The 24,518-nt window shown below is 62.6% G+C and carries 20 protein-coding genes and 1 tRNA gene; 9 read left to right on the top strand and 12 right to left on the bottom strand.

Going from position 1 to position 24,518, the window contains the following annotated elements; translation table 11 throughout:
• The first annotated feature begins 144 nt into the window (after positions 1-144).
• Positions 145-3,630: a lectin like domain-containing protein gene (locus PHP59_RS01015; RefSeq protein ID WP_300162242.1), complete on the top strand. Its 3,486-nt coding sequence runs from the start codon at positions 145-147 to the stop codon at positions 3,628-3,630.
• A 281-nt stretch (positions 3,631-3,911) separates the two neighbouring features.
• Here the strand turns inward: PHP59_RS01015 and acs are convergent, their stop codons facing one another.
• Positions 3,912-5,804, bottom strand: a complete 1,893-nt coding sequence (gene acs, locus PHP59_RS01010) for an acetate--CoA ligase (protein ID WP_300162239.1) — start codon at positions 5,802-5,804, stop codon at positions 3,912-3,914.
• Positions 5,805-5,911: 107 nt separating this feature from the next.
• On the opposite strand from acs, the gene PHP59_RS01005 reads away from it, so the two are divergent.
• Entirely contained in the window at positions 5,912-7,330 is a 1,419-nt protein-coding gene (locus tag PHP59_RS01005) for a PAS domain S-box protein (RefSeq protein WP_300162236.1), read from the top strand.
• A 17-nt stretch (positions 7,331-7,347) separates the two neighbouring features.
• Here PHP59_RS01005 and PHP59_RS01000 read toward each other — a convergent pair whose 3' ends face one another.
• The 5 genes from PHP59_RS01000 to PHP59_RS00980 form a co-directional block, all read right to left on the bottom strand.
• Positions 7,348-7,668 (bottom strand): hypothetical protein, encoded by a 321-nt coding sequence (locus PHP59_RS01000; RefSeq protein ID WP_300162233.1) that lies wholly within the window; start codon positions 7,666-7,668, stop codon positions 7,348-7,350.
• A 106-nt stretch (positions 7,669-7,774) separates the two neighbouring features.
• A complete protein-coding gene (locus PHP59_RS00995; RefSeq protein ID WP_300162231.1) occupies positions 7,775-9,097 on the bottom strand; it encodes a serine/threonine-protein kinase in 1,323 nt (440 codons plus the stop codon).
• Positions 9,098-9,122: 25 nt separating this feature from the next.
• Positions 9,123-9,917 (bottom strand): FHA domain-containing protein, encoded by a 795-nt coding sequence (locus tag PHP59_RS00990; protein WP_300162228.1) that lies wholly within the window; start codon positions 9,915-9,917, stop codon positions 9,123-9,125.
• Positions 9,918-9,996: 79 nt separating this feature from the next.
• The gene (locus PHP59_RS00985; protein ID WP_300162290.1) at positions 9,997-10,671 is read right to left on the bottom strand and encodes an NAD(P)/FAD-dependent oxidoreductase; all 675 of its coding nucleotides are present in this window, start codon (positions 10,669-10,671) and stop codon (positions 9,997-9,999) included.
• Between the two features lie 122 nt (positions 10,672-10,793).
• Positions 10,794-11,534 (bottom strand): TrmB family transcriptional regulator, encoded by a 741-nt coding sequence (locus tag PHP59_RS00980; RefSeq protein ID WP_300162225.1) that lies wholly within the window; start codon positions 11,532-11,534, stop codon positions 10,794-10,796.
• Between the two features lie 269 nt (positions 11,535-11,803).
• Here PHP59_RS00980 and PHP59_RS00975 point away from each other — a divergent pair, with 269 nt between their 5' ends.
• Together PHP59_RS00975 and PHP59_RS00970 are read left to right on the top strand one after the other, a co-directional pair.
• Positions 11,804-12,199 (top strand): hypothetical protein, encoded by a 396-nt coding sequence (locus PHP59_RS00975; RefSeq protein WP_300162222.1) that lies wholly within the window; start codon positions 11,804-11,806, stop codon positions 12,197-12,199.
• Positions 12,200-12,249: 50 nt separating this feature from the next.
• A complete protein-coding gene (locus tag PHP59_RS00970) occupies positions 12,250-14,562 on the top strand; it encodes an RND family transporter (protein WP_300162219.1) in 2,313 nt (770 codons plus the stop codon).
• Positions 14,563-15,076: 514 nt separating this feature from the next.
• Here the strand turns inward: PHP59_RS00970 and PHP59_RS00965 are convergent.
• Positions 15,077-15,149: transfer RNA gene (locus PHP59_RS00965), tRNA-His, on the bottom strand.
• Between the two features lie 283 nt (positions 15,150-15,432).
• On the opposite strand from PHP59_RS00965, the gene infB reads away from it, so the two are divergent.
• Both infB and PHP59_RS00955 read left to right on the top strand, forming a co-directional pair.
• Positions 15,433-17,241, top strand: a complete 1,809-nt coding sequence (infB, locus tag PHP59_RS00960) for a translation initiation factor IF-2 (RefSeq protein WP_300162216.1) — start codon at positions 15,433-15,435, stop codon at positions 17,239-17,241.
• Between the two features lie 70 nt (positions 17,242-17,311).
• A complete protein-coding gene (locus tag PHP59_RS00955) occupies positions 17,312-17,716 on the top strand; it encodes a 30S ribosomal protein S6e (RefSeq protein ID WP_300162212.1) in 405 nt (134 codons plus the stop codon).
• A 7-nt stretch (positions 17,717-17,723) separates the two neighbouring features.
• Here the strand turns inward: PHP59_RS00955 and PHP59_RS00950 are convergent, their stop codons facing one another.
• Genes PHP59_RS00950 through PHP59_RS00940 form a run of 3 tightly spaced genes read right to left on the bottom strand, consistent with a single transcriptional unit; the run spans position 17,724 to position 21,608 of the window.
• Positions 17,724-18,188 carry a DUF2240 family protein gene (locus tag PHP59_RS00950; protein ID WP_300162210.1) on the bottom strand — a complete coding sequence of 155 codons (465 nt, stop codon included), beginning with the start codon at positions 18,186-18,188 and terminating at the stop codon, positions 17,724-17,726.
• On the bottom strand, positions 18,185-18,610 hold the full coding sequence (locus PHP59_RS00945; RefSeq protein ID WP_300162207.1) for a hypothetical protein: 426 nt from the start codon (positions 18,608-18,610) through the stop codon (positions 18,185-18,187). Before PHP59_RS00945 ends, PHP59_RS00950 begins: the two co-directional genes overlap by 4 nt.
• A 28-nt stretch (positions 18,611-18,638) precedes the next feature.
• Positions 18,639-21,608, bottom strand: coding sequence for a PKD domain-containing protein (locus PHP59_RS00940; RefSeq protein ID WP_300162205.1), 2,970 nt, complete (start codon positions 21,606-21,608; stop codon positions 18,639-18,641).
• Positions 21,609-21,711: 103 nt separating this feature from the next.
• On the opposite strand from PHP59_RS00940, the gene PHP59_RS00935 reads away from it, so the two are divergent.
• Complete coding sequence (locus tag PHP59_RS00935; protein ID WP_300162202.1) at positions 21,712-22,053, top strand: DsrE family protein; 342 nt, start codon at positions 21,712-21,714, stop codon at positions 22,051-22,053.
• 76 nt (positions 22,054-22,129) lie between these two features.
• Here the strand turns inward: PHP59_RS00935 and PHP59_RS00930 are convergent, their stop codons facing one another.
• Both PHP59_RS00930 and hypB read right to left on the bottom strand, forming a co-directional pair.
• Positions 22,130-22,507, bottom strand: coding sequence for a 30S ribosomal protein S8e (locus PHP59_RS00930; protein WP_067048522.1), 378 nt, complete (start codon positions 22,505-22,507; stop codon positions 22,130-22,132).
• An 85-nt stretch (positions 22,508-22,592) separates the two neighbouring features.
• Positions 22,593-23,240 carry a hydrogenase nickel incorporation protein HypB gene (hypB, locus tag PHP59_RS00925; RefSeq protein WP_300162200.1) on the bottom strand — a complete coding sequence of 216 codons (648 nt, stop codon included), beginning with the start codon at positions 23,238-23,240 and terminating at the stop codon, positions 22,593-22,595.
• A gap of 53 nt (positions 23,241-23,293) precedes the next feature.
• Between hypB and PHP59_RS00920 the strand changes: the two genes are divergently transcribed.
• Both PHP59_RS00920 and PHP59_RS00915 read left to right on the top strand, forming a co-directional pair.
• Positions 23,294-23,566: a signal recognition particle subunit SRP19/SEC65 family protein gene (locus tag PHP59_RS00920; RefSeq protein WP_300162197.1), complete on the top strand. Its 273-nt coding sequence runs from the start codon at positions 23,294-23,296 to the stop codon at positions 23,564-23,566.
• A complete protein-coding gene (locus tag PHP59_RS00915; protein WP_300162194.1) occupies positions 23,563-24,222 on the top strand; it encodes a histidinol phosphate phosphatase domain-containing protein in 660 nt (219 codons plus the stop codon). The genes PHP59_RS00920 and PHP59_RS00915 overlap by 4 nt, the downstream gene beginning before the upstream one ends.
• The last annotated feature ends 296 nt before the right edge of the window (positions 24,223-24,518 follow it).

Genomic DNA, 24,518 nt, shown 5'->3' with positions numbered 1-24,518 from the left:
TCTGATATCGTAGTATATGGAAGTTTCTGTTTTTTCATCCAGCCAACATTGAACAATTATTGTGTATATTTTATTTTTAAAGTAAATCCGTCGATTTTTTTACCAGATATTCCCATTTTTATTGATCAGCCGGAGATGAGCACCATGACCAACCAGCACCTGCCAATTATACTCCTCCTCTGCCTGTGTCTTGTCCTCCCGGGTGTGCAGGGGGCGGCGGCCGTCGATATCGAGACCGCCCCGCTGAACCCTGACTTTGTCAGGTATATGGATGAGCAGGAGGCGGCACCTCCCGAGGCGTCCGTCTTCCTTGCGGCCGCACCCGCACCCGGGGCGCCAGACGACGAACATCCCCTCTATCCGAACACTCTGATCCCTGCGCCCGGCACCCCTGTCTGGTCCGGCGGTTCCGTCGTTGCAACGGCCGAACCGCCCTCCGAGTCCTATTTCAACCTCGCCGACGAGGGCCGCGTCACCGCGGTGAAGGACCAGGGAGAGTGCGGGTCCTGCTGGGCCTTCGCCTCCCTCGGGTCCCTGGAGTCCGCGCTCCTCACCGACGGCTTCGGCGAGTGGGACCTCTCGGAAAATAACCTGAAGAACACCCACAGCTTCGACGTGGGGCCCTGCGACGGCGGCAACGCCTTCATGGCGACGGCCTACCTCGCCCGGTGGTCGGGACCGGTGGACGAGGTAGACGACCCCTATTTACTACCCGTGCCATTGAACGAATCGCCCGCCGGCCTCGCGCCGGTGATGCAGGTCCAGAACGTCACCTTCCTCCCGCCGCGTGACGGCCCCCTCGACAACGACCTGATCAAGACGACGATCAAGGAGGAGGGTGGGCTCTATGCCGGTTTCCTGGTGAATGTCTCCTGTTTCGGGCCGGGCGCCTCCACCTACTACCTGCCCGAGAACAGCACCGCAAAGATCGACGGCGGTCACGCTGTCCTCCTCGTCGGGTGGAACGACACCTACCCGGCCGAGAACTTCGTCGAAGCCCCGCCCGGCGACGGCGCCTTCATCGCCAGGAACTCCTGGGGCACCTCGTCGGGGGAAGACGGCTACTTCTCTATCTCGTACTATGACCGGAGTATCGGGCGCTTCCAGCACCCGGAGACGGCGTATATCGGCAACGGTCGCTCAGACGCGGCCGTACTCTTCACCGGCGAACCGGTCGGCGCCTACGACCACATCTACCAGTACGACCCTCTCGGATGGACGACCAGCGTCGGCACCGGCGCCTCGACCACGATGTACGGCAGGAATGTCTTCACCGCAGAGCGCTACGAAGACCTGAAAGCGGTGAGTTTCTTCACCCGCGAACCCGGCACGGCGTATGAGGTCTGGGTCCACCTCCTTGAGGGGGGTACCTCCCATCTGGTCTCTGCCGCAGATGGGACGATGGCGCTCCCCGGCTACCACACCCTCCCCCTCGCCGTCGCGGTGCCTCTCTTCCCGGACCAGAAATTCTTGGTGACCCTCAAACTCACCGCCCCGACCGACACCTATCCTCTCATCGTCGAGATGCCGATCACCGACTACTCGGGCGCGGCCACGGCCCATGCCGGCGAGAGTTTCGTGAGCGCCGACGGGGTGCAGTGGGACGACCTCACCACCATCTTCCCTGACACCAATATCTGCATCAAGGCCTTCACGGCCGATCCCGTCAGCGTGCCCGAGGACTATGCCACTATCCAGGCGGCCGTCGACGTCGCCCTCCCCGGCGATGTAATCCTTGTCAGGAGCGGCGTGTACGAAGAGAATGTCGTCGTCGACAGGCCGCTCACCCTCGTCGGGAGCGGCGACCCTGTCATTGACGGCAACGGCGGGGACGTACTAACCCTGACCGGGGCGAATATCACCGTCCGGGGCATCACTCTCACCGGCGGCCGCGACGGCGTCGTGGTCACCGGTGAGAACGCCACGCTCATGGACCTGACGGTGACCGGTTGCAGCGAGGACGGCATCGCACTCGAGGGGGCGGCACAGGCCTCGGTCATCGGTGCCGACGTCCGGAATGCCGGCCGCACCGGGATTCTGGTCAATGAGACCGCCGGGACCGCCCTGCTCCAGTGCAATGTCTCCGGGAGCGGTGCCGACGGGATCGCTGTCACCTCCGCCGGATCCTTTACGCTGACCGGCTGCGTCGCCGACGGGAATGCCGGTGCAGGCCTTGCCCTCGACGGTGTGAAGAATGGTCAGGTGTCAGAGACCGCGATGGCCGGGAACAGGTGGAGCTTCCGCTTCGTCCCCGTGCCGGGCTACGAGAGCACGGTCACGGTGGACGGGACGAACACCGTCGACGGCAAGCGGGTCTATGTCTGGACAGGACGGGAGGACGCGGTCGTGCCCGGCGATGCCGGCATGGTGTACCTGGTGGAGTGCAGGAACATCACCGCGGAGGACCTCACTCTCTCGGGCACCTATGTCGGCCTCGTCGTCTTCAACTCCACCGGCGTCACTGTCAGGAATGTCACGGCCACCGGCAATTATGCCGGGGCGATCTGCTGGGACTCCGAAGACCTCTCGATCGATGCCTCCACTTTTGCGGGCAACGAATACGCGGGGCTCTCCAGTCTCAACAATACTGCAACCGTCGTCACCGGTTCGCTCATCGCCGACAACCAGGTGGGTGCATTCCTTGCCGCCGCAAGTCCGGACGAGACCATCCTCTGGCACAACACCTTTGCAAACAACACCGGCGGCCACCTCGTCCTTGAGGGTCAGGTCGCCCTGAACTCCACTGCACCGTTCCCGTACCGCTATGCGGGTTCCTATTACACGCATGCCCTCGGCAACTTCTGGGACGACTATGCAGGCACCGACACCGATGGCGACGGGATCGGGGAGACGCCGTACTCCATCATGGGCCTCAACGATACCTGCCCGCTGGTCCTCTCCGCCGACCACTATCTGGTAGGCGTTCTCCCGCCCATACCGACACCCACACCCACCCCAACGCCCGCACCCGTACCGGCGCCCGCTGGCGGGGGCGGCGGAGGAGGAGGCGGTGGAGGTGGAGGCGGCGCGTTCCCCATGTCTTCCTACCCCATGGATCAGGGCACCTCCTCCCACGAGGCCTCGTATCCGGTGAAGGGCCAGTCTGCACTCTCTAAGATCGACCTGACCTCAGTTGCCGACCTCACCAGTGCCATAGTGGTCGCCGAGAAGACAGACCTGCCCTCCGGGATCGCCCCGCCTGCGGCCATGGTCTACGAGTACGAGAAGATCCTCCTCTTCCATGTCACCGCCGCCGATCTCACAGGCGGTGAGATCTCCTTCACCGTGCCCCTCACGTGGCTGGAGGCGCACGGTGCCGGCAAACAGGAGATCGTCCTCCTCAGGTATCATGACGGCGCCTGGACCTCCCTTGAGACGAGGTGCGTGAAGGAGGAGAACGGCGAGGCGTGGTATGTGGCGGAGACGCCGGGCTTCTCGTACTTCGCGATCGCCATTGCAGAGGAACCGGAGAGTGAAGATGCACCGGCCCGGACTGCCGCTGTGGCGGAGGCCCCGGCCGGGACACCGTCCTCTGACATCCCGGCGACCCCTCAACAAAGCCCGGTTGCCCCCATTATCCCCTGCCTGGCGGCCGGTCTTGCCGTCCTCCTCCTCGCAAAGAGGAGATGAAGGCTCTTTTTTTTATAAAAAATACCCGGGACCGGGCGATGGAGAGAAATACCCCGGCATACCAGCCCCCGAAAAATAGGGGCTCCCGTCTTTCACGGCCTCCTCGAGAAAATCCATGCCGCCGCACACCCGGCCGACGCAAGGAGGGTGACGACAGGGAAGACGCCCCATGAGTAGATGGAGCGGGGGCAGAGGTTGATGAGCATGCCGGTGAGGACAGGGGCCCAGCGTCCCTGCTCTGCCCGCAGCCCATGACCGTCAGGCCCTCTCCGGCCACCGGTTCAATCCTCCAGTGTCGAGATGTCTCCCGGGTCTATCCCCATCTCCTTCGCCTTCAGGACGCGCCGCATGATCTTGCCGCTCCTGGTCTTCGGGAGGGAGTCGACGAACTCGATCGCGGCCGGCATCGCGATCGGGCCGAGACTCATCCGCACATGGTACCCGAGGTCGCCCTTCAGTTTCTCGCTTGACCCGTAGCCCTGCCTCAGGATGACGAACGCCTTGACGGCCTGCCCCTTGACGGCGTCGGGGACGCCGATCACCGCCGCCTCCGCGACCGCTTCATGGGAGACGAGGGCCGACTCCACCTCGGCCGTCCCCAGGTTGTGCCCGGCGACGATGATGATGTCGTCGGCCCGCCCGATGACCATGATATAGCCGTCCTCGTCCTTCACCGCCAGGTCGCCGGCGGTGTACAGGGAGTCGACGGTCGTCCAGTACTTCCGGTAGCGCTCGTCATTGTTGTGGACCGTCCGCATCATCGAGGGCCAGGGCTCCCTGATCACCAGGAGGCCGCCGATGCCGGGCGGGACAGGGTTGCCCTCCCTGTCGACGACGTCGGCCATCACGCCCGGTACAGGCCGGCCGGCAAAACCCGGCTTCATCGGTTCGCCGACGAGCGTCGTGACCATGTGCATCCCTGTCTCGGTCTGCCACCAGGTGTCCACGATCGGGCAGCGGCCCTTCCCGATAGTGTGGTAGAACCACTCGAAGGCCTCGGGGTTCAGGGGTTCGCCGACAGAGCCAAGGACGCGGAGGGTGTCGAGGTTGGCCCGGTTCGGCCACTCCTCGCCAAAACGCATGAACATCCTGATCACCGTCGGGGCGGTGTAGAAGACGGTCACGCCGAAGTCCTCGATGATCCGCCACCAGATGCCTGGGTCAGGGAAGTCGGGCGTCGTCTCGGTGAGGAGCACGGTGGCGCCGGCGGCAAGAGGGCCGTAGACGATGTACGAGTGGCCGGTGATCCAGCCGGGATCGGCGGTGCACCAGTAGACGTCGTTCTCCTTGAGGTCGAAGACGTACTTCGTCGTATAGTAGGCGCCGACCATGTAGCCGGCAGAGGTGTGAACGATCCCTTTCGGGGTGCCGGTTGTCCCGCTCGTGTGCAGGATGAAGAGCGGGTCCTCGGCGTCCATCACCTCGGGCTCGCAGTACGGTGCGGCTGCCGCCATGATCTCTTCGAAGTCGACCTCCATCTCGGAGAAGAGTTCGATCTCGGGTTTCGTCCGCCGCAGGACGACGATCTTCTCGACAGAGGGCGCGTTCACGACCGCCTCGTCGACGATAGTCTTCAGGGGCACCCTCTTGCCCCGCCTGAAGCCGACATCGGCGGTGATGACGATCTTCGCCTGCACGTCGCGGATACGGGTGTTGAGGGCCGAGGCCCCGAAGCCGCCGTAGACGATGCTGTGCACCGCCCCGATGCGGGCGCAGGCGAGCATGGCGATGACCTGCTCGGGGACGAGGGGCATGTAGATGCAGATACAATCCCCCTTCCCGACGCCAAGGCGCTTCAGGGCGTTCGCAAAGCGCATCACCTCGCGGTGGAGCTGGCGGTAGGTGAACACACGCTCGTTCTCGTCGTCCTCGCCCCGCCAGATCAGGGCGACCTTGTTCCGCCGCTCGCTGGCGGCGTGGCGGTCGAGGCAGTTGTGGGTGATGTTCAACTTCGCACCTGTGAACCAGCGGGCATAGGGATTGTCCCACTCCCGCACCGTCTGCCAGGGGGCGAACCACTCCAGTTCGCCGGCGATCCCTGCCCAGAAGCCCTCGGGGTCGTCGAGATAGCGTTTGTACGCCGTCTCCCAGTCCCCGATCCAGGAATGTTCCCGGTATGCAGGGTCGGGCATGTAGACCTTGCCGGAAAGTTTCACGTCAAATGTCTCTGCCATCGGCACCACCTCCCGGGCCTATCCGGGCCACTCTGCTGTGCATAGATAGAGATCTACATGATAGATAATGATAAATCTTCGCTCTGCACAACAGATATGCAGTGCATATGCCCGGCAGCGCAGACAGGACCAGGGACGCGATCGCGATCAGGGAACTCCTCAGGAAAAACCCGAAAGGGCTCTCCATCACCGAGATCGCGGAGGCCCTCGGCCTCCACAGGAACACGGCCGCAAAGCACCTGGACATGCTCGTCCAGAAGGGGGAGGCCGACATCAGGAAGGTCGGCACCGCGAAGACCTACTTCCTCGCGCGGAGGATGCCGGTCGCCGCCCTCCTCCACTTCTCCCTCCACCCGGCAATCGTCGTCGACGGGCGGGACGAGGTAGTGATGGTAAGCCAGAGCGCCCTCGACCTCCTCGGGTGCCCGCTGGAGGTGCTGTACGGCGAGAAGGTCCATGACCTCCCCTATTCTCTCTTCACGACCCCCGAGTTCCGTGAACGGTGCCGGCAGGCCGTGCAGGGAACACAGGCGCTTTTTCCGGCCGCGGCCGTGATCCAGGGGAGACACCGCCACCTCCGCATCCACCTTGTGCCGGTGGTCTTCGATACAGGGAAGGACGGGTGCGCCATCGTGCTCATCGACGAGACCGCATGCAGGAAGGCAGCCGAGGCGCTGGAGGCCTCGCGCCGGCAGTACGAGGCGCTCACCGTGGACCTCCCGGGCTTCGTTCTCCACACAAAACCCGACCTCACCATCGAGTTCGTCAACGAGGCCTTCTGCAGGCACGCGGGCAGGACGCGGGAGCAGTTGACAGGCTTCAGATTCCTCCCCCTCCTCCCCCCAGGCGACCAGGAGCGCATGAAGGCAGCGCTCATCGCTCTCACCCCGGAAAGCCCGGCCGCGACGCTGGAGGTCAGGTCGGTGAGAACAGACGGCACCCTCGGCTGGGAGAGGTGGCAGGTCAGGGCCCTCTTCGGGGAGGGCCGGAGAGGTCTCGGCTACCACCTGGCAGGCACCGACATCACCCAACTCCAGCAGTGCAGGGAGCAACTGGAGCAGTACCACGAGAACATGGAGAGCCTCATCACCGGGCGGACCACCGGGATCCAGGAGGCAAACAGGACGCTCCTGAAGGTGCTCGCAGAGAAGGAGGAGATCGAGCGCGAACTCCTCTTCACCACCTTTGCCTTCGACCATGCCTCGGACTCGATCATCCTCTTTGACCGGGAGGGCAGGATATACAAGGCAAATGAGACGGCATGCAGCCTCCTCAGCTACGGTCAGGACGAGATCCTCGCGGTCACCATCTTCGGCCTCAACCCCTCGATCACCGCACCGCAGTGGGAGGAGATGTGGGCACGGGCCGAACCCGGGAAGAGGGAGAGAGTCGTCTCGGTCCACAGGAAAAAGGATGGCTCAGTCTTCAAAGTCGATGTTTCCCGGACCTTCGTGCACTTTGCCGGGAGGATGTACTTCTGCTCCATCGCCCGCGAGGTCAGGGGAGCGGAGAGGTCGAAAAAATAGATGTATGATTTCTCGGTTCAGGTCCAGCAGAGCCGCTGGCGGGTTCTGTTCTGGTCGCAGGTGGCGTCACAGACGCCGGCACCAGAGCAGGTACCATTCTGGGACTGGCCCCTGAACTGGTACTGCTGACAGGTGCCGTCCCCGGCATTGGGGCAGGTGCCGTCCTCAGCAAAAGGACAGGTGCCCGCAGACGCATTCCCCTGAACACTGTTCTGGCATGCGGCCTGGTTGCCGCCAGAGCCCTGTCCGCCTGCACCGCCCCATGCGACGGCCGGTGCCACCGCAACGAGGGCGAGACAGAGCAAAAGGGCTGCTCCGATGATAAGTTTTCTGGTCATGTGTCTCCTCCGTGCTGCCGATCCCTCGGCAGCTGCATGTCATAGGTCGGCGGCCGGAGGGATAAATAAAGAAAATGGAGGTGGTTCTGAGCTTGAACCGATCGGTTCAGCATTCGGCGTCACGGAGCGCGGCGAGGAAGTCCCCGGCCGATGATATCCTCTGTTCCGGGTCTTTTTCAAGGCACCGGAGGAGGAGGGCATCGAAACGCGCAAGGGCCGGGTCGGCAGCCGACGGGGGGAGAGGCAGCCCCTCCAGGACGGCGGCCGAGTACTCGCCCGGCCCGGCCCCGTCGTACGGGAGCCTCCCGGTCAGGAGTTCGTAGAGCACGACGCCCATCTGGTAGAGGTCTGTCCGTGCACCGGCAGGGCCGTACCGCCCCGGGGCGAGTTGTTCGGGGGCGGCATACCTGAGGGAGAAGCCCGGTGCCGCGGTCTCGTCGCCGTCGCCGATCAGCCTGCCGAGCCCCCAGTCGGCGATCTTCGGCGTGCCGTCCGCGGCAAGGAGGATATTGCCGGGCTTGAGGTCGCGGTGGACAATGCCGCGGGCATGGGCACACGCAAGGCCCTCTGCGATGCCGGACGCGATGCGGCAGGCCTCCACCGACGAGAGGGGTTTTGTGAGGTCGGCAAGGGAGCCTTCGAGATATTCCATCTCCACGTACGGCACGGGGAGGATGTTCACCGACCAGACGCGGACAATGTTCGGGTGGACCAGTTCCTTCCAGAGGCTGATCTCCTTGAGGAAGCAGCGTCCCGTCGCCTCGTCGGCCCTGAGAGGCACCTTGACGGCGACCCTCTCCCCGTCGGTGCGCCTGACGGCCGCGTAGACCTGCGCCGTCCCGCCTGTGCCGAGGAGGGAGACGTCGCCGTACTTTTCCATCAGGGCAGGGGGGAAACCCGGGACGGTGAAGGCGTCCGGGGCAACGAGGACGGTGCGGTCGCCGTCGGTGTCGGGTTTTCTTTTCCTGATGCGGTAGAGGAGGTACGCCCCGACCGCCGCCGCACCGGCACCTGCCGCCGCGGCCAGGAGGGGGTCGAAGCCTTCTTCCCGCGTCTCAGGCGGGCCTCTCCCCTCTCCGGTCGCCGCCTGCAGGTACGCATACATCGGCGTAGTCTCCACAGACGTCGGGCTCTCTTCAGCAGGGGCAGGAGGGAGAGAGGTCGGCAGGGGCGACGGCGTCGTCTCGGGCACAGAGGTCGGGGACTGAGTGGGCGTCGCCGTTTCGGTCACGACGTCAGGAGTGGGATCAGGGAGAGGCGTCCTTTCCTCCTTCACCTGGCCAGGTGCCGTCGCCGGGCCGCGGTCGTCGGGGGCGCTGTTGTTTCCGCCAGGACCATGCTGCCCCTTCCCCGACGTGTCATGGGCCGCCAGCGCCGGGGCGGCACAGAGGACGAGAAGAAGAACGCAGGTTATGATCCACCGCCGCATGCAATGAGGTGGGTGGCCGGGGATATTAAGACGGGCGATCCTGACCATCCTCAGGCAGGGGCATAGTAAAGAGGAGGCGTGCCCCCTGCGGCCCCCGGGCAAGGTCGATGAGGTCGCCGTCGGAGAGCGGGCGGCGCTCATGCCGCCGGAGAGGGACCGCATTCACTGTCGTGCCTCCCGTACTCCCGCTGTCCTCCACATGCCAGACCCCGCCGGAGAGACTCAACAAACAGTGGGGGCGGGTGACCCGGGTGACCGCGGCATATGCCGCGGAGAGGGGGACCGCACACCCCTGCAGGGGGGCGGCCTCCGGATCCTCGCGGCCGACGGCACAGCGCGTGCCGGTGAGAGGAAAGGCCCGGCCGTCGTCAGGGCCGCCAACGACAAGGAGAACAGGCATGCCGCCGGAGAAGGCCGCCGAGACACGGTCCTTCATCTCCCTCAGGCGGAGGGAGACCCCCTGCGCGTCGGCCGCGATCCCGAGATTCCCGAAGATCCCGAGATTCTGAATGACCGTCTCCAGGCCACCCGGCACCAGGGAGTACTTCCAGACAGGGTGGACGCCGGTTGCGGTCTCCCCCGAGAACCCCGCCTCCTTCTTCACGAGACCTGCAAGGAGGAGTTTGTCCAGGTGCTTTTTTGTGTTCTCGTAACTCGTCCCTATCGCCCGGGAGATCTCCCGCACATCCCGCGGCGTGTGCTTGATGATCTTCAGGATCCGCAGGCGTGTCGGGTTCCCGAGGACGTCCAGGTAGTCGGAGAGTTCCTCCAGGAAGTCCTGGTCGGCACCTGAGACGAGGGTGCGATCGCCGTCGGTCATCAGGGAGTATGAGGACAGCATGGTAGATAACCCGCGCGGCTCGGGGAAAAAAGAGAGATTCGAGAGACTCAGACAGAGGTCAGGTCTGGGGCGGCGCCAGGCCGAGCATGGCGGCACGGATCGTTTCGATACCAACCCTCTCGGCAAACCGCGGTGTCCTCTCACCGGGTTTCCCGTTGTCGCGGTAGTACTCGAGGAGGCGCCTCACCATGCCGACGGCCTCATCGACCTGGAGGTCCTTTGCGACCACATCGCCAATCCTGGGACGGCCACCAGAGTTCCCGCCGAAGGTCACCGTCCACCCCTTCGCAGTCCCGATCAGCCCGATGTCCCGCACATAACTCTCCCCGCAACAGCGTGGGCAGCCTGAAACCCCCATCTTCAGTTTCGCAGGAAGGTTCAGGTCCTGGTTCACCTCCTCCAGTTTCAGCCCGAGGCCGAGGGAGTCCTGCACCCCGTATTTGCAGGTCTCGGTCCCCGGGCAGGTCTGGACATAGTGGAGGCAGGGCGCCGTCGCCTCCCCGACGGTCATCCCGAGTTCTTTCCAGATATTGTCGACGTCCTCTTCCTTGATCCCGACGAGCGCCATCCGCTGCCCCGAGGTCATCTTGATGACCGGGATAGCATACCGCCGCGCGACCTTGACAATGTTCTCCAGGTCCTCCGGGGCGACGATCCCGGCCGGTGTCCTCGGGACGATCGCATAGGTCTTCCTGTCGCGCTGGAGAATCGCGCCTCTTGGTCCGTCTTCCATCATATACCAACTCCCCTTCGCCATGGCATGACCATGACAGAAGCCTCGGGCCATTATATTCCCATGAGAATATAATGTTGGTGCAGCCCCCGGAGATGCCGCGGCCCGGACGGCACCGGACGTCACCCACCCATATGCTCGATCAGGGAGAGGAGGAAGTATCTCATGAAAGGAGTCTCAGACCCGATCACCGCGAACCTTTCGGAGCCCGATGACCCGACGGCGATAGATTCACCTTTATCGACCAGGATGGAGCACTCCTGCCGCGTGCAAACGCCGGGGGGAGGTTGCCGGGCAAGAAGGTCGGCCACAATCCCCTCGCCCTCGACAAGCGGGAGTTCGATGCCGGAGAACGCTTCCCTGTCGCTGACAAGGACGTAGAGATCGATCCTCTTCTGAAGGGCCTTCAGTGCCTTCAGGTTCTTCCTGAGAAAGGAGGGGTCCTGGCAGATTAGGACCATGCGCTCCTTCGCCTTCCTGAAGACCGACTGGATCTGGTTCTCGATCGCCCAGTCGCTCCTGAGCATGTAGAAGGGCGGCGGAGGGACAGGGACGGTCGAGGAGAGGCTTGTGAGAGACGCCCTCGTCTTTTCCAGGGAAGCAAGGTACTCGTCCCTGATATGGTCGATCACCTCGTCGGGGTCGACGGCATGATAGCGGGCAGGTGAACCGTCCTCCACCCCGACAAACCCGCGCTGCGCCAGGTCATGGAGGATCTCGTAGATCCGGCCCCGCGGCACCTTGCTTGCCTCGTGGATGTCCCGCGCCGTCGCCCTCCTGAGGCCGACAAGGGTGGCGTAGACCCTCGCCTCGTATTCATTGAGCCCCAGGGTGCGGAGTTGCAGGACGATCTCGTCTGTCATTGCCCACCTGTTCGTGCCGCACGCATTTCAGCATACCCCATTGCAACCCCCGGCAGTTGCACCAGAGTGAGGGGCAGCGGCCCGGGAGAGATGCACCCCCGGGTAGCGACCCCGGGAACGTCGCTGCGGGCAGGCACCGGCCCCTCCCGGACATCAGGAACCTTTTTCACCCAACCCATCCTGATGTGAAGACTCACAGGATGCCGGGGATGACCCTCCTGCCAGGTGCACCAGACTGATATAGCAACGACCCGCGTGATAATCAGGAGATGCAGTTGATCCGTTCGCGGGAAACACCAGATACAGACCAGATGCCGGGAGATGCCCTCGCAGCGGAATATTCCGGCGGGGGTGCGTACAGTTATGAAACCGCACGGGTCTGGGAGATGGCAGGGTTCATACCGCCCGCCGTCTGCCAGGCCGCCGTCGAGGCCCTCCACCTCCAGGGCATGGAGGAGGAGACTGACCGGGACGGTTTCCCCCGTCTCGCACGGGACATCATTATGCAGGCAGGGGAGATCAGGGACAGGTGCGTGATCACCGATCCTGTACGGCTGCGGGAGACTGCCCTTGATTGGGGCGTGCCTGCCGTGGGGATGAGCGACAGGGAGATCGCGTACCTGATGACCCTGCTCGTCATCGCAGACTATTGCACCCAGCCCTGAGAATACGCAGATAGACCCAGACTCTCACAAAAAACAGACAGGAGATACCGATGAGATCACCCTACGACCTCCTTGCAGAGGCCATCACCACACGTCCGTTCGCCGTAATGGCGGTCGTCGCAGCCACGTTCATGCTCGCCTTCCTCGGCCTCTCGATGGTGAGCATGGCAACGGGTGACGACACGTATATCGACAAGACCACGCCCAGAGGGGCGATGCTCGCCCACTACAAGGACACCTATGGTTCAGACGCCATCATGCTCATCTTCGAGAGCGACGACGTCACCGACCCCGACGTCCTCGCCTATATCGGGAGCGTCGAGGACGGCATCAGGAACGAGCAGTACGTTGAGTCCGTCGCCGGCGTGCCCGACCTGATGAAAGAGGCAAACAACGGGACCATGCCCAACTCACGGGCCGAAGTGAACACCGTCATCGAGAAGGCGCCGCCGGGAACCCTCGACCGCTACCTTCCCTCGATGATGATGACTATCGTCGGCATCACCATCCAGCCGGGCGTCGCATCAAGCGTGCAGGAACAGGTGCTGGACAATGTCAGGGCGTCGATCGCCGTCTCCGAACCGCCTGCCGGCGTCTCGGTGACGGTCTCGGGGAGCCCGGCCTTCTCGCAGGAGATGGGGCAGGAGATGGGCCAGTCGATGGGCATCCTGATCATGGCCGCGATGCTCCTGATGGTCCTTGCCGTCACGTTCCTCTTCTCCCATGTCAGGTACCGCCTTCTGCCGGTCGCAATCGTGGCCGGCGGCCTGATCCTCACCTTCGGGTTCATGGGACTTGTCGGCATCCCGATCTCCATGACCGTGATCGGGGCCTTCCCGGTGCTCATCGGCATCGGGATCGACTATGCGATCCAGTTCCACTCGCGCTTTGACGAGGAGGTGCGGCATGCGACCATCGCCGACGCGGTGAAGGCCACCGTGACCAGGTCGGGCCCGTCCGTCCTCATCGCGATGGTGGCGACCTCACTCGGCTTTATCGCCATGTTTATCGCTCCGGTCCCGATGGTCGCCGATTTCGGCATCGTCTGCACGATCGGCGTCGCGTCCTGTTATCTTTCTGCCCTCGTCATCGTTCCGCTCTTCGGGACGGTCGTGAAGTACAGGGCGAAGACACCTGCCGGAAAACTCGACGACGTGGAGGCCTGCGAACTCGACTGGAAGGGCTGCGAGAAGGAGCCAGCCCATGAAGAAGGCTCGCGGGGTTCCCTGATCGAGGGGTATAACCGCCTTCTCGGCAGGATCGCCCTCGGGATCGCGAAGAACCCGGTGCCGATCCTCCTGGTCTTCTGCCTGGTCGCGGTCATCGGCATCCAGATGGACAATGAGGTCCCGATCAATGCCGACGAGGAGACCTTTGTCCCGCAGGACATGCCGGCCCTCCAGGACATGAAGAAGGTGACGCGGACGATGGGGGCGACAGACACGGTCCCGGTCGTCGTGACCGGGGACAATGTCCTGGACATGGAGACTCTTCAGTGGATACGGGACTTCGGGGCGTACGAACTGCGGACCAACGAAAAGATCACCGGCGTCACGAGCATCGCCACCCTCCTCGCCCGGTACAACGGCGGCGTCCTGCCGGAGACGGAAAGCGAGGTCAGGAGCGTGCTCGCCACCATCCCGGCCGAGACGAGGGACAGGTACCTCAACGGCAGGATGGAGGCGGTGATGGAGTTCTCCACCACAGACATGGAACTCGACGTTGCACGGACGATGATCAAGAACGTGGAGAAGGACGTCGCGTGGAGGGAGGCACCGCCGGGAATCCATGTGAGGGTGACAGGCGGCACCGAGATGTTCGTCTCCGTGATGGAAGACATCGCGACGTCGAAGACGCTGATGGTCCTTGCCGGGTTCGGGCTTATTCTCCTCTTCCTTCTCCTTGTGTACAGGCGGGTGAACGCCGTCACCCCGCTCATCCCGATCGTCATGATCGTCGGGTGGAACGGGGCGATCATGTACCTCCTCGGCCTCGACTATACGCCGATGACCGCCACCCTGGGGTCGATGACCATCGGCGTCGCCTCGGAGTACACGATCCTGATCATGGAGAGGTGCGAGGAGGAACTCGCACGGGGTCTCGATATCTACGAGGCGATCCAGACGAGCGTGCAGAAGATCGGCACCGCGGTCACGGTCTCGGGCATGACCACGGTCTTCGGTTTCTCGGCCCTCACCCTCTCGGCCTTCAACATCATCGCGAACTTCGGGATCGTGACGGTGATCACCGTCGGGTTCTCCCTGATAGGGGCGATCCTGGTGATGCCGGCCGTGCTCTCTCTGATGTACCGCTTCAATCATCGCCGCCCGGCAGAGGGCACCCCGGCCGCACCGGCGGCATGAAGAGACCCATATCTTTTTTTCACGGCACGCCCCGCGAGAGATATGAACGATGGAAGGCCCCGGGAAAAGTTCTGTTTAAGGGCCTGATGGGAGCGGGAACGACCGAAGTGAGCCAGAAAAAAAGGATTAAATTTTCCGGATTCTTTAGTATTCCTGTTCTGGAGTGCCTGGCCGGGGGGTTTCACCCCCCGATCCCCCCACGTTAGGATAGAGGGGAGAGGGTAATCCCCTTTTCTAAATCCCTTCTTCGCTCTTTCCCGACCCAATCCAGAGCAGGGAACGAGCGCCAGCGAGTTCGAGAAAATCTGTGATTTTCGAGGTCCGGGGGCTGCGAACGGAGTGAGCACAAGAAAATCTCTGATTTTCGGCGTAGTCCCCCGGTGAGAGTATGATGGTTTCTAAAAAGCCGCGCTATGAAATATCCCTGCAAAATTTTTCCACGGCCATGAAATTAAACGCCGAGATCAGGAAAACAAGACACAAAAAACCCGGAGAAACCGTTCAAAAATAAGAGGGCCGGGGCCGAGATTCGAACCCGGGTCGGGGGATCCACAGTCCCCTAGGATGACCAACTACCCTACCCCGGCAAATACCTCCACTATGTTGTATGGAACTACAGATTAACCTATCGTAGAAACCAGCGGCAGGGCGCCCGGATACGGCCCCGACATACCACTCCCGGGAGCATGCGCGGGGGCGGAAGAGCATTAATAGGGTGAGATATCCTAATATAGTCAAAACCCGTCATCGACAGCAGACAGGTTTTTTCCCGAAGCAACAACGCACCAATACAGGATCCGGGGACAGGGCCAGATATCCGGGCACCGCCCGCGTCCGGCGCGTCATACCGGGAAGACGGGGGAGCGGGAAATGGCCAAGAAAAAGAAACAATCACAGAAAACAGAGGGATCCGGGATCAGGACGCCGATCGTCTGCGTCCTCGGGCATGTCGACCACGGCAAGACCTCGCTCCTCGACTATATCAGGGGATCGTCGGTCACCGCCGGCGAGGCCGGCGCGATCACCCAGCATATCGGAGCGACGCTTGTCCCCTTCGACGCCATTGCAAAGACAGGCGGGGCCTTCCAGAAGTTGCAGATCAACATCCCCGGCCTGCTCTTCATCGACACCCCGGGCCACCAGGCCTTCACGACACTCAGGGCCCGCGGCGGCGCCCTCGCCGACATGGCGATCCTGGTGGTGGACATCAACGAGGGTTTCCAGCCGCAGACCATCGAGGCACTCGAGATCCTGCGGACCTACAAGACGCCCTTCGTCGTTGCGGCGACGAAGATCGACAGGATTCACGGCTGGCGGGTGAACAAGAGCGCTCCGTTCAAAAAGACCTTTGAGACGCAGGGCGACCGCGTGAAGCAGATCTTCGAGACAAAGACCTACGAACTGATCGGCAAACTCTCCGAGAAGGGTTTCAACTGCGAGCGGTACGACAGGGTGAGTGACTTCGCCCGCAACATCGCCATTGTCCCGGTCTCCGGGATCACGGGCGAGGGCGTGCCCGACCTCCTCATGATGCTCATCGGGCTTGCCCAGCGCTACATGACAGAGGAACTCGCCGTCTCGGTCAACGGCCCTGGCCTGGGCACGGTTCTCGAAGTGAAGGAGGAACGGGGCCTCGGCATGACCCTCGATGTCATCCTCTATGACGGCACCCTCGGGGTCGGGGACGAGATCGCGGTTGCAACAGGAGACGGCGTGATCAACCCCAAGGTGCGGTCCCTTCTCAAGCCGCGGCCGATGTCTGAGATCCTCGTCGAGGACAGGTTCGAGCGGGTGAAGTCGGTCACCGCCGCCGCTGGCATCAAGGTCTCCGCACCCCACCTCGAAGGAGTCATCGCGGGCTCGCCCCTGCGTGTGATCCCGGCGGCCGAAGACCGTGAAGTCATCAACGAGGAGGTCAGGCGGGAGGTCGAGGAGATCCATGTCGCCCTTTCCGAGGAGGGCATCACCATCAAGGCCGACACCATCGGCGCCCTCGAAGCGCTGGCAAAGGAACTCGAAGACCACCATATCCCTATCATGAAGGCCGAGGTCGGCCCGGTCTCGCGCCACGACCTCATTGAGATCGGGACGGTCAAAGAACCTCTCAACGCCGTCCTCCTCGCCTTCAACACCGCCATCCTCCCCGACGCTCTCGATATCCTCAAAGACCCGGCAAACAAGGTGACGGCCTTTACAGGCAACGTCATCTACCGGCTCATCGAGGACTACACCGAGTGGGTCGAGGATCAGAAGAGGAAGATCGAAGCGGCCCGCTTCGAGCACATCATCCTGCCGGCAAAAGTCGTCATCCTCGAAGGGTGCGTCTTCAGACAGAGCAACCCCGCCGTCGTCGGCGTCAGGGTGCTCGGGGGAAAACTGCGGAGCGGCGTGTACCTGATGCGCAGGGACGGCAAGAGGGTCGGCCAGCTGAAAAATATTCAGGTCAGAGGGGAGAACGTCCCTGACGCCGACGCCGGCGCGGAGGTCGCGGTCTCGATCGAAGGGGCGACAGTTGGCAGGCAGATCAGCGAGAAAGACGAGTTATACGCCGAGATCCCTGAAAACCACGTCAAGGTGCTCGAAAAAGAGATGCTCGGGAGCCTCAAACCAGGTATGCGTGAGGTACTCGATGAGTACACCCTGATGCGAAGAAAAGAAAATCCCTTCTGGGGGAAGTAGTTTTAATATAGATATCATCCAATTTTATAGTCACGTCTGATATCATCAGGATGAGAAGGAGTCAGAGATAATGGTTGATTTCAAGGTTGTCGTATCTGACAGGAAGGCAAGCCGCGCCTACAATATCCAGGCAAGCGGGGCGGCTGCATCGGCATTGATCGGGAAGAAGATCGGGAACGAGATCGATGGCGCACCCCTCGGCCTCGCCGGATACACTATCCAGATCACCGGCGGCTCGGACAGAACCGGGATCGCCGCCAGGAAGGATCTGCCGGGCGCAGGCCGCAGGCGGATCCTCCTCTCCGAGGGCGTGGGATTCCACCCCGAGCACGAGGGACAGAGGAAGAGAAAATCGGTCCGCGGAAACGAGATCACCGCTGACTTTGTCCAGATCAACGCCGTCGTTGCCCAGTACGGTGCGCAGCCTATCGATGCGCTCCTCGGAAAGGGCGGCGAAGAGGCTGCAGAGAACTAAAAAAAATCTATTTTTCCCGGACAACACTTTCACGGAGAGCAGGCAGGAGATCCTGCCATGCAACACCGTACCTGCGAGCAAGCAGGACGGCCGCTGCTTCGGGCCTGAGGTTGCCGTCGAACTCCCCCTCGATCACGCGGTTCATCCCGGCAGTCACCTCGCTCGCGTCCCTATCGGTCGCCGACGCGATCCTGGCGATGAGGTCGCGCAGCGGGTCGGGCGCCTCGAAGACCTCGGGGCCGGGCCTGAAGCCGAGGGGGATCGTAACTGAGGAGAGGTCAAAGAGCGGGACGACCTTCCCGCCTTTTACACCGAGAAGTCCGGCGGATTCTCCCAGGCGGAGGACGGCGTTCGCCTGTTCGACGTTCAGCCACTTCCGGTCCAGGGCAAGGAAAAAGACAAACTGATTCTTCTCCAGTTCCCCCAGGTGCATCTGCTTGAAGGGGGCCGCGACGGTGATCTGGAGGCTCACTCGCAGGCACCCTTGAGGATCTCGCGGATATCCATCGCATCCATCGAACCGGCCAATCCTTCCTTGACGACGAAGACCTCGGACTGCGGACCGCGGTCGACGATCCTCATCAGGAATGTGTTCTCCGAAACCGGACGCCTGCCCTCCGGCCGCAGAAGGGTCTCATGAACCGAAAACCTGAAGTCCGCAGACTCGGTCACCTCGTCGGCGAGGGCGGGGATGAGGTCGAGGGGGAGGAACCGCGTCCGGTCGTCGGCAATCTCAAGGAGGATATCGCGCTTGTAGAGGTCATCACCCTGCCGGCAGGTGGTGTGAGTGCGGTGGAGGGCCGCGACATACCTGAGGGCCTGCCCGAATGGCGAACCCAGGGTGAAATTCAGATCAAAGCGCGTCGGGAAGCGGTAGTAGACTCTGCGCATCATAGACGTATGGGCGATCGGATCTAATAATCTATGCTGATCGCTCCTGAAAGGTCAGATCCCGGATCCCCGCCTCACGATCGGGGGGCACAGGCGAAGAAGAGAGGATCAGGGGGGCCGTCACCGCGACGTAGTCGAACCGTTCAAATGTGGCGTTCTCTGTCCCGCGGGAGATGGTGAGGTTCACCGTGTACGTCCCGGGCACCCCGTAGACATGGACCGGGTGCCGGTCTGTCGAGAGGTTCCCGTCGCCGAACTCCCACGACCACGAGGTCGGGAAACCGGCCGAGGTGTCGGCAAACCGCACCGCGAACGGGACCACGCCGGTGGTGGCATTCGCGGAGAAGTTTGCGCGGAGGGCCGGAGCCTCCACGGTGACGAGGCCGGGGCGGCGCAGGGTGTCGTTGCCATAGGGGTTTGCGACAGTCAGGTTCACCGCGTATGTGCCCGGCAGGGCATAGACGTGCTGCGGGTCAGGGTCTGTCGAGACATTCCCGTCGCCGAAGGCCCACGACCACGAGGTCGGGAATCCCCCAGAGGTGTCGGTGAAGTTCACAGCGAGCGGCGCGGGGCCGGAGAGAGGGGCGGCAGAGAAGTTCGCCGCAGGCGGGCCCTGCGCAACGGCCCTGATGAAACGGGCCCTCGATACCATGTCGCGGGAGTACGGGTCCGCGACGGTGAGGTTCACCATGTACGTGCCCGGCACCTCATAGATATGGACGGGGTCGGGGTCTGTCGAGACATTCCCGTCACCGAAGGCCCAGGACCACGAGGTCACATTTCCGGGGCTTTCGTCCGCAAAGTGTACCGCAAAGGGGACCATGCCGGCGGTGGCATTCGCGGAGAAGTTTGCACGGAGGAGAGGGGCCTCCACCGTGACGAAGTCGGGGCGGCGCAGGGTATCGTTGCCATGGGGGTTTGCAACGGTCAGGTTCACCGCGTATGTCCCCGGCAGGGCATAGACGTGCTTGGGGTCGGGGTCTGTCGAGAGGTTCCCCTCGCCGAAGGCCCACGACCACGAGGTCGGGAATCCCCCGGAGGCGTCGGCGAAGTTCACAGTCAGGGGCGCGGGGCCGGAGAGAGGGGCAGCGGAGAAGTTCGCCGCAGGCGGGCCCTGCGCCACCGCAGTGACAAGACCGGTTTTTCCGGTGGAGTTTGTCGACGTCCCCGCCATGACCGTGAGGTTCACCGTATAGACGCCCGGCACCTCATAGACATGGACAGGATCCGGGTTGGACGAGACATTGCCGTCGCCGAAGGCCCAGGACCATGTATCAGGAGTACCGCCGGAGAGGTCGGTGAACCTGACCGTCAGGGGCACCATACCCGCGGCCGGAGATGCCGAGAAATTTGCGATGAGCGGCGGCGTGATCACCGACCTGAGGACAATGGCGTCGGCCCTGCCATAGCCGTACCCCGGGTCATAACCAGGCAACCCCGGGTCCATGGACGAGGAGACGAGGGCGTCCACAAACCCGGACGCGTTCAGGGCAGGGTCCTGGCCCATGAGCAGGGCTGCGATGCCGGCCACATGCGGCGCCGAGGCGCTCGTGCCATAGAAGGGGTTCGGGAAACCGCCCGCCCCTGTCACCTGCACCCCGTCGGTCGCTGCAAGGTCGGGCTTGGCCCTCTCCTCGGGCACCGGGTAGACGATGGTCACCGGCCCCTGCGAGGAGTACTGCCTGAGCATGTCCTGGAAATCGATCGCACCGACCGTGACCACGCCGGGATAGGCCGGGTGACCGAAGATCGAGTCTGAAGGGGTGTTGTAGTCAGGGGAGACCGCCCCATAGAAGGTGTAGACCTCAAGGAGACGGGGCGAGCCGCGGACACGGGTGATGCCCGCATAATAGGTCGAGACGAAGGGATCGGGATTGGTGAAGGAGACCACCTCCAGAGGGGTGCCGTTCCCCTCCTGGACGATGGTGCTCATGCCCACCAGCGATCCGGTGCGGTCCCAGACATAGAGGTTGTAGTCGTTCGCCGACGAGACCCAGGGGTCGGCCCACTGAAGCACGACAAAGGCCGGGGACGTCGCAGAGACCCTGAAGGGGAGGAGGACGCTCCCGCCGCCGAAGTCATGGGAATGGAACATGTTCCCCGAGTCAAGGTACTCTTCCTGGTAGTGCGACAGGCCGAAGTTGCCGGCCGAGGAGACCAGGAGGACATCTCCTTCGGCCGCGAGGCGCCTGATGCCTCCGAGAGGGGCGTCGGCACTCTCGTCAAAGTAGGGTTCGTCAAGATAGACGATGTCGTCGCAGATGATCGTGCACCCCGCGTCGGCAAGATCCTGGAATGCCTCGTCGAAGGAGATCACGTCTCCCCCGCAGTCATGGAAATAGAGGGAGGCACCGGGGGCGATGTCATGGACGATCTCAAGCATTGCCGTTCCCTCGTCGCCGCCGAGGGTGTTCGAGAGGACGTTGACGTCGGGAGGGAGGTCGCCGGTCAGGACGGCATCGTCGAGGTGGGTCACGCCGTCGGAGATGACGCCGATCTTCACGCCAGTGCCGTTGTACCCGGTGGCGTCCCTGAGGTCCTCCGCCCTGAGGATGGCGTCGCCCTCCGTGTCCACCGAACCGGCGGCAAAGAACGGCGGCAGGACAGTCCGCACAGACCGCACCTCAGGAAGGGACGCAAGACCCTTCAGGTCCTCGACCCGCACCAGGGCCACGGCCAGGTGGCGGGCCTCGTCCCGTGCCGTCACTTCCACGGCAAAGGGGTCGACACAATCGGTCGCGGCAGGAGGATGCAGGGAGACATAGACCGTGACCGACGAGGGGGCGGTGTAACCAGAAGAGAGGGCAGCATTGTCGGGGACATTCTCCCCGTACCCATTCATCTCCACCAGGTCCGCGAGATCTGAGGAGAGTTTGGCCATGTCGTCGCCGGGTGGCGGCCTTTCGGGTATTTTTTCCCAGACGTCAGGCCCTACGCCGGCCGCACCCTGCGCAGTGGCGACGAGCAGGAGAAGGACCAGCATCCGCGTACGCAGCAACATCGTCACGTGCCGCGGAATAGACCCTGGCAGATATAAGAGGATCGCGCCTGCACAAGGTTGATAGGGAGAGGACGCCAGATCCCGCATCGCGGAGGAGGAGACGATGACGATCAGGTACAGGGCGCTCTTCCACCTCACCGAGACCGGGAAGACAGGTGCGATCCTGCAAACAGCCCGGAACCTTCTTGCCGATATGGGCGATGGGGTGGAGGTGGAGGTGGTCGCACACGGCGACGGCGTGAAGGCCTTTCTCCTGACAGGCCAGTACGTGGACGATGTCAGGAACATGAGCGAACAGGGGGTGCGTTTTGCAGTCTGCGCAAACAGCATCAGGGCGATGACCTTCGCGAGGGACGACTTCCCGCGGTCTGTCGAGGTCGTGCCCTCAGGCATCAGCGAGATAGTGAGGAGGCAGGCCGAAAGTTACGCGTATATCAGACTGTGACAGCGGGCCGCCCGGTCCGGGACAGCCGCAACACCCGAAGATCTCCTGCACGGGGATCTCCGGACAAAAAATGGGTTTATTGGATCAACACGGCGTTGACGACGCCGTCCTGGCCGGGGCGGCTCACAATCCGTGCGCGCCCGAGTTCGGTCGTGATGATCGCACCCTTCGTGAGGAGGTTCCGGCGGACATAGTTGATGTTTGCCGGGTTTGCTTCCACGTTCAGGATGCCAGATTTCTTGGTCTCGCCGGTCGCAGGGTTGGAGACCGAGGCAACGTTCAGGCGGAGTGCCCGAACTTTCATGTTGCCGCCGCGTACCCTGACAATCCGGCTCCGATTCTCCCCGATATGAGTTTCTGCGGGGGCCCGGCCGTGCTCATATCGCCTCTTGCCGCAAGCCGGGTGGTTCCTGCCGCCGGTGAGGCGCCGTACGGATCTACCTTGCCACTGTATAGTATCACCTCAGGATTACAATCTGTGAGACAGGAATCCCATAGAGAGTTCTATATATATTCTGGCTCTCGGTATTTAACTCTGATCACTCCAGGATCGCGTCGAGCACGGCGGAGACACCCTCGCCGGTCTTCATATTTGTCCTGAAGATCTTCATCTCCGGGTTGTAGCGCCGCATGTCGGCCTCCATCCGCTCAATGTTGCAGCCGACGAGAGGGGCAAGATCGACCTTGTTGATCACACCGATCGAGCAGCCGCGGAACATCATCGGGTGCTTGTTCACGACATCATCACCCTCGGTCGAGGAGACAACGACGACCCGCTTCTCGGCCCCGAGGGCGAAGTCGGTCGGGCAGACCATGTTGCCCACGTTCTCGATAAACAGGACATCGATATCGTCGAGGGGGAGGTGGTCGATGGCGTGTTCGACGAGGTGCGCATCAAGGTGGCACTCGGTGCCGGTGTTGGCATTGACGGCCGGGATGCCGAGACCCACGATCCTCTTGAAGTCGTCGTCACCATAGACGTCCCCGGCAACGGCACCGGTCGCAAGGCCGCGCCCGGCAAGGAGGGGCACCATCCGCTCGATCAGGGAGGTCTTTCCCGACCCGATGGCACCGAGGAGGTCAAATGCCCTGACCCCGTGCTCTCTCAGGTGTGCAGCGTTCGCAGCGGCAAGATTATCGTTTGCGGCATATACATCCTTCTCGATAAGGACGTCAATGTGGTGCATACATTGAGTATTGAACGTGACCCCTATATAGGTTCACCATCTACCATTCTATAATGGAAAGTGTCTGTATCCTTTATCCGTGCTATTTTTCTGCCGGTCTGAAGCGGTCCGAGGGGAGGCGTGTCCCTGTCGGTCGCGCCGTCAAAAATCCGACAGTCGACGATATCGGGGCGGCCCTGAAGAGATGCGGTTATACGTACCGGGCCGAGGAAAAACACCACCCGGCCCACTGGTTCAAGCGTGAAGGGCGGGTGGTCGTCGAGTGCACGGAGTCGAAGGGAACCCTCATCAAGAAGGTGGCAGGGACGATCGAGGTGAGGCAGTGAGCGGCGGCCTCTACGATCTGCACACCCACACCACGATGACGGACGGCGACCTTCTCCCCATCGAACTTGTCCGCCGCCTTGCTGTCCTCGGGTACGAGGTCGTCGCCATCGCCGACCATGTCGACTGCTCGAATATCGACCAGGTGATCACGACGACGTCGTGCCTCAAGAAGAGTGCAAGGCGCTTCGGCGTCCACCTCCTATGCGGCGTCGAGATCACCCATGTGCCGCCCGAGGAGATCCACGAACTCGCGGCGTACGCCAAAGAGAAGGGTGCCGAGGTCGTCGTCGTCCACGGGGAGTCACCGGTCGAACCGGTCGCTCCGGGCACAAACCATGCAGCCTGTTCTTCGAGGGACGTCGATATCCTCGGCCACCCGGGCTTCATCACACCGGAGGACGCACGTCTTGCGGCGAAAAACGGTGTCGCCCTTGAGATCACCTCAAGGAACGGGCACAACAGGACAAACGGATATGTGGCGGTGACCGCACGGGAGGCGGGCTGCATGATAGTGGTGGACTCGGACGCCCATGCGCCTTCAGACCTTCTCACCAGGGAGGCGAAGATGGCGGTTGCACGCGGTGCGGGGCTAACAGAGGACGAGTGCGCGAGATCGCTCTCTATAAATATTGTTTCGGATTTACTCGGGATTTAATCCATATTTATATTTTGTCGATATGTTTAAATATCCATGCCACCCAATTTATATATAATACTCCCTTTTGCAGGAGTTTTGATGAGGAGTTCTCTTGAAACTTGTGGGGCTGATAGTTAAGATTTGCGGTTCTCGCACGATGATCGTCAGGTGCGACGCCGCCCAGCTGCCCCGCCTCTATGGGGATGTCTTCGACAGACGCACGAGACCGGCCGGGAAAGTTGTCGACATCTTCGGGAATGTGGCCTCGCCATATGCTGCGGTCGTCTGCAAGGGGGCCTGCAGTGGACGCGTGG

Origin of the sequence: Methanofollis sp. (assembly GCF_028702905.1) — an archaeon.
Taxonomy (GTDB): domain Archaea; phylum Halobacteriota; class Methanomicrobia; order Methanomicrobiales; family Methanofollaceae; genus Methanofollis.
This window is presented reverse-complemented; position numbering and strand designations above follow the sequence as displayed.

Coding starts and splice junctions, on each gene's coding strand:
- PHP59_RS00980 (WP_300162225.1), bottom strand. CDS start 11,534: ATGACAGACGAGATCGTCCTGCAACTCCGCACCCTGGGGCTCAATGAA.
- PHP59_RS01015 (WP_300162242.1), top strand. CDS start 145: ATGACCAACCAGCACCTGCCAATTATACTCCTCCTCTGCCTGTGTCTT.
- PHP59_RS00985 (WP_300162290.1), bottom strand. CDS start 10,671: ATGGAAGACGGACCAAGAGGCGCGATTCTCCAGCGCGACAGGAAGACC.
- PHP59_RS00920 (WP_300162197.1), top strand. CDS start 23,294: ATGGAAAGTGTCTGTATCCTTTATCCGTGCTATTTTTCTGCCGGTCTG.
- infB (WP_300162216.1), top strand. CDS start 15,433: ATGGCCAAGAAAAAGAAACAATCACAGAAAACAGAGGGATCCGGGATC.
- PHP59_RS00975 (WP_300162222.1), top strand. CDS start 11,804: ATGCAGTTGATCCGTTCGCGGGAAACACCAGATACAGACCAGATGCCG.
- PHP59_RS01000 (WP_300162233.1), bottom strand. CDS start 7,668: ATGACCAGAAAACTTATCATCGGAGCAGCCCTTTTGCTCTGTCTCGCC.
- PHP59_RS00970 (WP_300162219.1), top strand. CDS start 12,250: ATGAGATCACCCTACGACCTCCTTGCAGAGGCCATCACCACACGTCCG.
- PHP59_RS00935 (WP_300162202.1), top strand. CDS start 21,712: ATGACGATCAGGTACAGGGCGCTCTTCCACCTCACCGAGACCGGGAAG.
- PHP59_RS00955 (WP_300162212.1), top strand. CDS start 17,312: ATGGTTGATTTCAAGGTTGTCGTATCTGACAGGAAGGCAAGCCGCGCC.
- acs (WP_300162239.1), bottom strand. CDS start 5,804: ATGGCAGAGACATTTGACGTGAAACTTTCCGGCAAGGTCTACATGCCC.
- PHP59_RS00945 (WP_300162207.1), bottom strand. CDS start 18,610: ATGATGCGCAGAGTCTACTACCGCTTCCCGACGCGCTTTGATCTGAAT.
- PHP59_RS00940 (WP_300162205.1), bottom strand. CDS start 21,608: ATGTTGCTGCGTACGCGGATGCTGGTCCTTCTCCTGCTCGTCGCCACT.
- hypB (WP_300162200.1), bottom strand. CDS start 23,240: ATGCACCACATTGACGTCCTTATCGAGAAGGATGTATATGCCGCAAAC.
- PHP59_RS01005 (WP_300162236.1), top strand. CDS start 5,912: ATGCCCGGCAGCGCAGACAGGACCAGGGACGCGATCGCGATCAGGGAA.
- PHP59_RS00995 (WP_300162231.1), bottom strand. CDS start 9,097: ATGCGGCGGTGGATCATAACCTGCGTTCTTCTTCTCGTCCTCTGTGCC.
- PHP59_RS00990 (WP_300162228.1), bottom strand. CDS start 9,917: ATGACCGACGGCGATCGCACCCTCGTCTCAGGTGCCGACCAGGACTTC.